Consider the following 6544-nt stretch of genomic DNA (forward strand, 5'->3'; position numbering starts at 1 on the left):
TGAATGCAAGATTTTGAGAGCGGGCTGAGCCGATGGTGAAGGACCTGAGAGAGCTCGGAGATCCCGGCACACCGGCGTTCCAGGTCGACAAATATCCCTTCTACCTGCTCAACCGGCTGGTCAGCCGCTACAATGTCGTCATCGAGGCGCGGCTGAGGACGATCGGCCTCGACATCCCTTATTGGCGCGTGCTGATGATCCTCGGCCAGAAGGCGCCGCGCAGCGTCGGCCAGATCGCGGACGCGGCGGTGATCCCCGTGTCGACCATGACCCGAATCGTGCAGCGCATGTCGGGCGCGGGCCTCATCGCCTGCACGCCTCTCGAAGCCGACAACCGGGTGATCGAGGTGTCGCTGACCCAGGCGGGGGAGAACAAGCTCGCCGAGGCCCGCGCCCTCACCGCGCCGGTCTACGCCAAGGTGATCGACGGCTTCTCCGTCGAGGAGTTCGAAGCGCTCACCGCTAGCCTCGGCCGCCTGCACGCGAACCTGGCGGACCTGCTCCCCGCTAAGCGGCCGAGGAAGGGATGACTAGGTCAGCGCCGCCAGGCGCTCGCGCCATCCGGGCGGCCAGGTCCGCGCCTTCATCCCCTCCATCGTCGTCAGCACTTGAGTGTAGCCGATCGAGAAACGCGCCTCGCCGCCGCAGGTCACGTCCGCCTGCAGATCGATAGAGCTGCGGCCGAGCCGCTCGACGCAGATGGCGATGTCCAGTTGCTCGCCGAGCCGACAGGGGGCGGAGAAGCGCGCGCGCAGATCGACGGTGGGGAGGGCGAGCTTCATCTCGAGGTGCAGCTGGCGCCGCGGCACGCCGAGCACGGCCGCCGTCCAGTCCTCGATCGCCGCGTCGCACAGCTCCATCAGGCGCGGATAATAAGCGATGCCGGCTGGGTCGCAGTGGGAGAAGCGGAGCGGATAGCTGACCCGGAAAGGCTCTCTCACCCCGCAAACTCGGCGAGGTGGTTGCGCGCGATCACCACCTTCTGCACCTCCGAGGCGCCCTCGTAGATGCGCAGCGCGCGAATCTCGCGATAGAGGCTCTCGACTGGCACGCCGTGGGTGACGCCGAGACCGCCGAAAATCTGCACCGCCTTGTCGATCACGCTTTGGGCGCTGTCGGTGGCGTGGAGCTTTGCGAGCGCGGCCTCGCGGCTGTTGCGCTGCCCCTTCACGTCGCGGAGCCAGGCGGCGCGGTAGATGAGCAAGGCGGAGGTATCGACGTCGAGCACCATCTCGGCAAGCTTCGACTGGGTGATCGGATTGTCGGCGAGCGTTCCGCTGCCGAGCTTGCGGCTCAATGCCCGCTCCGTCGCCTCGTCGAGGGCGCGGCGAGCGAAGCCTAGGGCGGCAGCACCGACCGTCGTGCGGAACACGTCCAGCGTCGCCATTGCCTGCGCAAAGCCCCTGCCGCGCTCGCCGAGAAGGGCGGAGGAGGCGAGGTGCATCTTGTCGAAGCGGAGCGTGGCCAGCGGGTGCGGCGCGATCACGCGGATGCGCTCGGCGATCGTCAGCCCGGCCGTATCGGCATCGACGAGGAAGGCAGAGATGCCCTTCGCACCGGGAGCTTCTCCGGTGCGCGCGAAAAGGACGTAATAATCGGCGATGCCGCCGTTCGAGATGTAGGTCTTGGTGCCCTGCACCAAGTAGCCGCCGTCCGCCTCCGCGGCCGTGGTCTCCATTTTGGCAACGTCGGAGCCGGAGCCGGGGTCGGTGAGGGCGAAGGCGGCGATCTTATCGCCGCGGGCGACGGCGGGGAGGTATGCCTGCTTCTGCTCATCGCTGCCGAATAGGGTGATGGTGCCGGAGCCGAGGCCCTGCATCGCGAAGGCGAAATCGGCGAGGCCGCTGTGCCGCGCCAGCGTCTCCCGGACGAGGGCGAGCGAGCGCACGTCGAGTTGCTCGAGCGCGCCGCCATAAGCGGCAGGGACGCAGTAGCGGAGCCACCCCGCCTGACCGAGCTTCCGGACGAGCGCACGGCACTCGGCATCGACATCCGTCTCGTCATGAGCGTGGTTCAGCTCCGAACGGCACCAGTCGTCGAGCTCCTTGGCCAGCCGGCGGTGGCTGTCGTCGAAGAACGGCCATTCGAGGAAGGAGCGGTCGGCCATCAGTCGCCCTGGAATTCCGGTGTCCGTTTGGCGGCGAAGGCTTCGAAGGCGCGGCGGAAATCGTTGGTGGCCATGCAGATCGCCTGGGCCTGCGCCTCCATTTCGATCGCCGTCTCGAGGCTCACTGCCCATTCCGTGTTGAGCTGGGTCTTGGTGATGCGGTGCGCGAAGGTCGGGCCGCTGGCGAGGCTGCGGGCGAGAGCCTGCGCTTCTGCGAGCACGCTCTCCGCCGGCACCAGCCGGTTGTGGAAGCCCCAGCGCTCGCCTTCCTCGGCCGTCATGACGCGGCCGGTGTAAAGCAATTCGGACGCGCGGCCCTGGCCGATGATGCGGGGGAGGATTGCGCACGCGCCCATGTCGCAGCCGGCAAGGCCGACGCGCGTGAAGAGGAAGGCGGTCTTCGTGGCCGGTGTCGCCAGGCGCATGTCCGACGCCATTGCCATGATCGCACCCGCTCCGACGCAGATGCCGTCCAGTGCCGCCACGATCGGCTGCGGGCAGCCGCGCATTGCTTTGACGAGATCGCCTGTCATCCTCGTGAATTCGAGCAGGCCCGGCATCTCCATCTCGGTCAGCGGCCCGATAATCTCGTGCACGTCGCCGCCGGAGCTGAAATTGCCGCCCGCGCCGGCGACCACCACCGCCTTCACCTGCGGCGCATAGACAAGCGTCCGGAAGGTATCGCGCAGCTCGGCATAGCTTTCGAAGGTCAGCGGGTTCTTCCGCTCCGGCCGGTTGAGCGTGACGGTCGCTACGCCTTCGGCAAACTCCCAGAGGAAATGTTCCGGCGCGTAAGTCCCCGGATCCAGCTTCACGTCACTTCTCCCCCGGCAACCGCAATCGACTGGCCGTTTATCGAGCGGCTTTCCGGCAGGCACAACCACAGAACCGCGCTCGCCACTTCCTCCGGTGTGACGAGCCGCCCCTGCGGGTTGAAGCGGGTCAGGTCGGCGACAGCTTCCTCCTCGGATCTCCCTGTCGTCGCGCTAATTGTCGCGATCGCGTCGGCCACGATGTCGGTGCCGGTAAATCCGGGGCAGACCGCGTTCACCGTCACGCTCGTCCTCGCCAGCTCGGCTGCGAGCGCGCGGCTGAGGCCCACTGCGCCATGCTTCGCGGCGACATAGGGTGCCGTATAGGCATAGCCCTTGAGACCCGCCGTTGAGGCGATGGTGACGATCCGCCCATGCTCCGCCTGGAGCAGGTCCGGCAGCGCCGCCTGACAGCAGTGGAGCAGAGCATCGAGATTGACTGCCATCGCCTGCCGCCACGCTTCGGCGGTGACCTTCGCGAACGGAGCGCTGCCCGCGGCGCCGGCATTGTTGATCAGGATGCTGATCGGACCGTGCGCCTCGCGAGCGGACGCGAACGCCGCTTCGACCTGAGCCCGTTCCGTCACATCGGCTTTCGCGCAATGAACGCCCGCGGACGAGTGGAGGCTGTGCGCGGTGCCCTGCAGCTTTGCCAGCCTCCGGCCGATCAGGGTCAGCCTGGCGCCTTCTTCCGCGAGCGCTCTCGCGATGGCGGCGCCGATGCCGGTGCCGCCGCCGGTCACGACGGCATGGTGGCCTGCCAGTCTCATGCCTTCAGCGCTGCTTCCTGCTCAGCCGCACGCTTCAGGTTGCGGGCAAGCTGGACCTGGCCGCCAAGATAGGGTGGCGGCACGTGAACGTCGCGATAATCCTGCGCGGCGGCGGCGCGCAAAGTCCACATCGGATCAACCAGGTGCGGTCGGGCGAGCGCCACCAGGTCGGCGCGGCCGGCGGCGAGGATCGAATTGACGTGGTCGGTCTCATAGATGTTGCCGACCGCCATCGCCGACACCCGCGCTTCGTTGCGGATCCGGTCGGCGAATGGCGTCTGGAACATCCGGCCATAAACGGGGCGGGAATCCGCCCACGTCTGGCCTGCCGACACGTCGATCAGGTCGGCACCCGCTTCTGTGAAAGCACGCGCGATCTCCACCGCCTCGTCGGGCGTGACACCGAGTTCGCCCATCCAGTCGGTGGCGGAAATGCGGACCGACATCGGCTTCTCCGCCGGCCAGGCGGCGCGCATCGCGCGGAAGATCTCGAGCGGGTAGCGCAGGCGGTTCTCAAGGCTGCCGCCATATTCGTCGGTGCGGGTGTTCTGGAGCGGCGTGATGAAGCCGGACAGCAGATAGCCGTGGGCGCAATGCAGTTCGACCATGTCGAAGCCTGCTTCCAGGCCCATTTTTGTGGAGGCGACGAATTGATCGCGCACTTCGTCCATATCGGCGCGGGTCATCGGCCTGGGCTTCTGGTTGGCCGGGCTCCACGACACGTCAGACGCGGCAATGAGCGGCCAATTGCCCTCGTCCAGAGGGACATCGTAGCCTTCCCAGCCGACCTTGGTGGATCCCTTGGCGCCCGAATGGCCGAGCTGAAGGCACATCTTCGCCCGTGAGCTGGCGTGGACGAACTCGATGATCCGCTTCCATTCGGAGACATGCTCCGGCGCATACATGCCGGTGCAGCCCGGCGTGATGCGGCCGGTATCGGAGACGCAGGTCATCTCCGTATAGACCAGCCCGGCGCCACCCATGGCGCGGGTGCCGTAATGGACGAGGTGGAAGTCGTTCGGCGTGCCGTCCTTGGCCGAATACATGTCCATCGGCGAGACGACGATGCGATTCTCCAGCGCCATGTCGCGCAGCCGATACGGCGCGAACATCGGCGGGGCAGGGTCGTTGACCGGCGTGCCGCGCGCCTTGGACTGGAACCAGCGCTCCACGCTCTCCAGCCAGCTCTTGTCGCGAAGGCGCAGATTCTCATGGCTGACGCGCTGCGAGCGGGTGAGCAACGAATAAGCGAATTGGATCGGCTCGAAGTGAAGATAGCGGTCGAGCGTCTCGAACCATTCGGTCGAGTTGCGGGCGCTGTTCTGGAGCTTCAGCACCTCGAGGTTGCGCTCCTCGCGATATTCCTCGAGCGCGGCCTCGCGGGAGAGGCCGGGACGATTCAGCACCTCGGCTAGCTTGATTGCATCCTCCAGCGCGAGCTTGGTGCCGGAGCCGATCGAGAAATGGGCAGTATGTGCCGCATCGCCGAGCAGGATCAGGTTCTTGTAGGACCAGCGGTCGCAGATGATGCGGCGGAAATTGAGCCAGGCCTGCGGGCCGGGCAGGTGCTGCGCGTTGGACTGGAGGCTGTGGCCGTCCAGATACTTCGCGAAGAGCTTCTCGCAATATGCGATCGCCTCCGGCTGATCCATCCGGTCGAAGCCGAGCGCGGCCCAGGTGTCGGGCTCCATCTCGACGATGAAGGTCGAGAGATTGTCGTCGAAACGATAGGCATGTGCCCAGACCCAGCCCGCCTCGGTCTGCTCGAAGGCGAAGGTGAAGGCGTCGAACACCTTGTGAGTGCCGAACCAGAAGAACTTATTGCGCCTGACCTGGATGTCGACGCCGAAATGCTCCTCGTAGCGGGTGCGGATGCGGCTGTTGGCGCCGTCGGCGGCGATGACCAGATCGTAGCCGGCCCAATCCTCCAGCTCGGGGCTCCCCTCATGCTCGAAGTGAAGCCGGACGCCGAGCTCCCGCGCCCGCTCCTGCAGGATGTTGAGCAGCCGTTTTCTGCCGATGCCGATGAAACCGTGGCCGGACGAGCGGATCGTCTCGCCTTGGATATGGATATCAATATCGTTCCAGTGCGCGAATTCGTCGCGAATCGTGGCCCCGCTCACCGGATCGTTGGCCATCAGATTCTCGACGGTCTGGTCGGAAAAGACCACGCCCCAGCCGAACGTGTCGTCGGGACGGTTGCGCTCGAACAGGTCGATCTCGTGCGCGGGGTCGCGCAGCTTCATGGATATTGCGAAATAGAGCCCGGCGGGGCCCCCGCCGAGGCAAGCGATGCGCATTCGGGTCTCCTGACTTGCTTTAGGCTTAAAACAAATGCTCTATGCGCGCAATAGAAGGAGTGCATAGCATGGCCGAGACAAAGACCCTTGCGTTCGATTGGGCGGATCCGTTCGGGCTGGACGGGCAGCTTTCGGACGAGGAGCGGCTGGTCCGCGACACCGCCGAGGGCTATGCGCAGGAGCGGCTGCAGCCGCGGGTCACCGAAGCTTATCTCGACGAGAATTTCGACCGCGCCATCATGAGCGAGATGGGCGAGCTCGGCCTCCTGGGTGCAACCATCCCGACCCAATATGGCGGCGCCGGCCTCAATTATGTGAGCTACGGGCTGGTGGCGCGTGCGGTCGAGCGGGTCGACAGCGGCTACCGCTCGGCCATGTCTGTGCAGTCGAGCCTCGTCATGTATCCGATCCATGCTTATGGCTCGGAGGAACAGCGCAACAAGTATCTTCCGAAGCTCGCCACCGGCGAATGGGTCGGCTGCTTCGGCCTCACCGAGCCGGATGCCGGCTCCGACCCCGCCGGCATGCGGACCGTCGCGAAGAAGGTGGACGGCG

7 protein-coding genes are annotated in these 6544 nt (G+C 66.1%); 2 read left to right on the forward strand and 5 right to left on the reverse strand.

Going from position 1 to position 6544, the window contains the following annotated elements; genetic code table 11:
• Positions 1-32: 32 nt before the first annotated feature.
• On the forward strand, positions 33-530 hold the full coding sequence (locus AC5JBD_RS01285; RefSeq protein WP_495719941.1) for a MarR family winged helix-turn-helix transcriptional regulator: 498 nt from the start codon (positions 33-35) through the stop codon (positions 528-530).
• Here the strand turns inward: AC5JBD_RS01285 and AC5JBD_RS01290 are convergent, their stop codons facing one another.
• From AC5JBD_RS01290 to AC5JBD_RS01310, 5 genes are read right to left on the reverse strand one after another with little or no spacing between them, the layout of a single operon-like run.
• Entirely contained in the window at positions 531-941 is a 411-nt protein-coding gene (locus AC5JBD_RS01290; protein ID WP_495719942.1) for an acyl-CoA thioesterase, read from the reverse strand.
• Positions 938-2107, reverse strand: a complete 1170-nt coding sequence (locus AC5JBD_RS01295; protein WP_495719943.1) for an acyl-CoA dehydrogenase family protein — start codon at positions 2105-2107, stop codon at positions 938-940. Before AC5JBD_RS01295 ends, AC5JBD_RS01290 begins: the two co-directional genes overlap by 4 nt.
• Complete coding sequence (locus AC5JBD_RS01300) at positions 2107-2922, reverse strand: enoyl-CoA hydratase family protein (protein ID WP_495719944.1); 816 nt, start codon at positions 2920-2922, stop codon at positions 2107-2109. Before AC5JBD_RS01300 ends, AC5JBD_RS01295 begins: the two co-directional genes overlap by 1 nt.
• Positions 2919-3689, reverse strand: coding sequence for an SDR family NAD(P)-dependent oxidoreductase (locus AC5JBD_RS01305; RefSeq protein WP_495719945.1), 771 nt, complete (start codon positions 3687-3689; stop codon positions 2919-2921). Before AC5JBD_RS01305 ends, AC5JBD_RS01300 begins: the two co-directional genes overlap by 4 nt.
• Positions 3686-5989, reverse strand: a complete 2304-nt coding sequence (locus tag AC5JBD_RS01310; RefSeq protein WP_495719946.1) for a bifunctional salicylyl-CoA 5-hydroxylase/oxidoreductase — start codon at positions 5987-5989, stop codon at positions 3686-3688. The genes AC5JBD_RS01305 and AC5JBD_RS01310 overlap by 4 nt, the downstream gene beginning before the upstream one ends.
• Positions 5990-6057: 68 nt before the next feature.
• Here AC5JBD_RS01310 and AC5JBD_RS01315 point away from each other — a divergent pair.
• Positions 6058-6544 (forward strand): acyl-CoA dehydrogenase family protein (locus tag AC5JBD_RS01315; RefSeq protein ID WP_495719947.1); only part of this gene is annotated, 487 nt, incomplete at its 3' end.

It is taken from the genome of Allosphingosinicella sp. (assembly GCF_059502505.1).

Excerpts from the sequence above, each read along its gene's own strand:
- AC5JBD_RS01285 (WP_495719941.1), top strand. The coding sequence starts at position 33 with ATGGTGAAGGACCTGAGAGAGCTCGGAGATCCCGGCACACCGGCGTTC.
- AC5JBD_RS01295 (WP_495719943.1), bottom strand. The coding sequence starts at position 2,107 with ATGGCCGACCGCTCCTTCCTCGAATGGCCGTTCTTCGACGACAGCCAC.
- AC5JBD_RS01305 (WP_495719945.1), bottom strand. The coding sequence starts at position 3,689 with ATGAGACTGGCAGGCCACCATGCCGTCGTGACCGGCGGCGGCACCGGC.
- AC5JBD_RS01310 (WP_495719946.1), bottom strand. The coding sequence starts at position 5,989 with ATGCGCATCGCTTGCCTCGGCGGGGGCCCCGCCGGGCTCTATTTCGCA.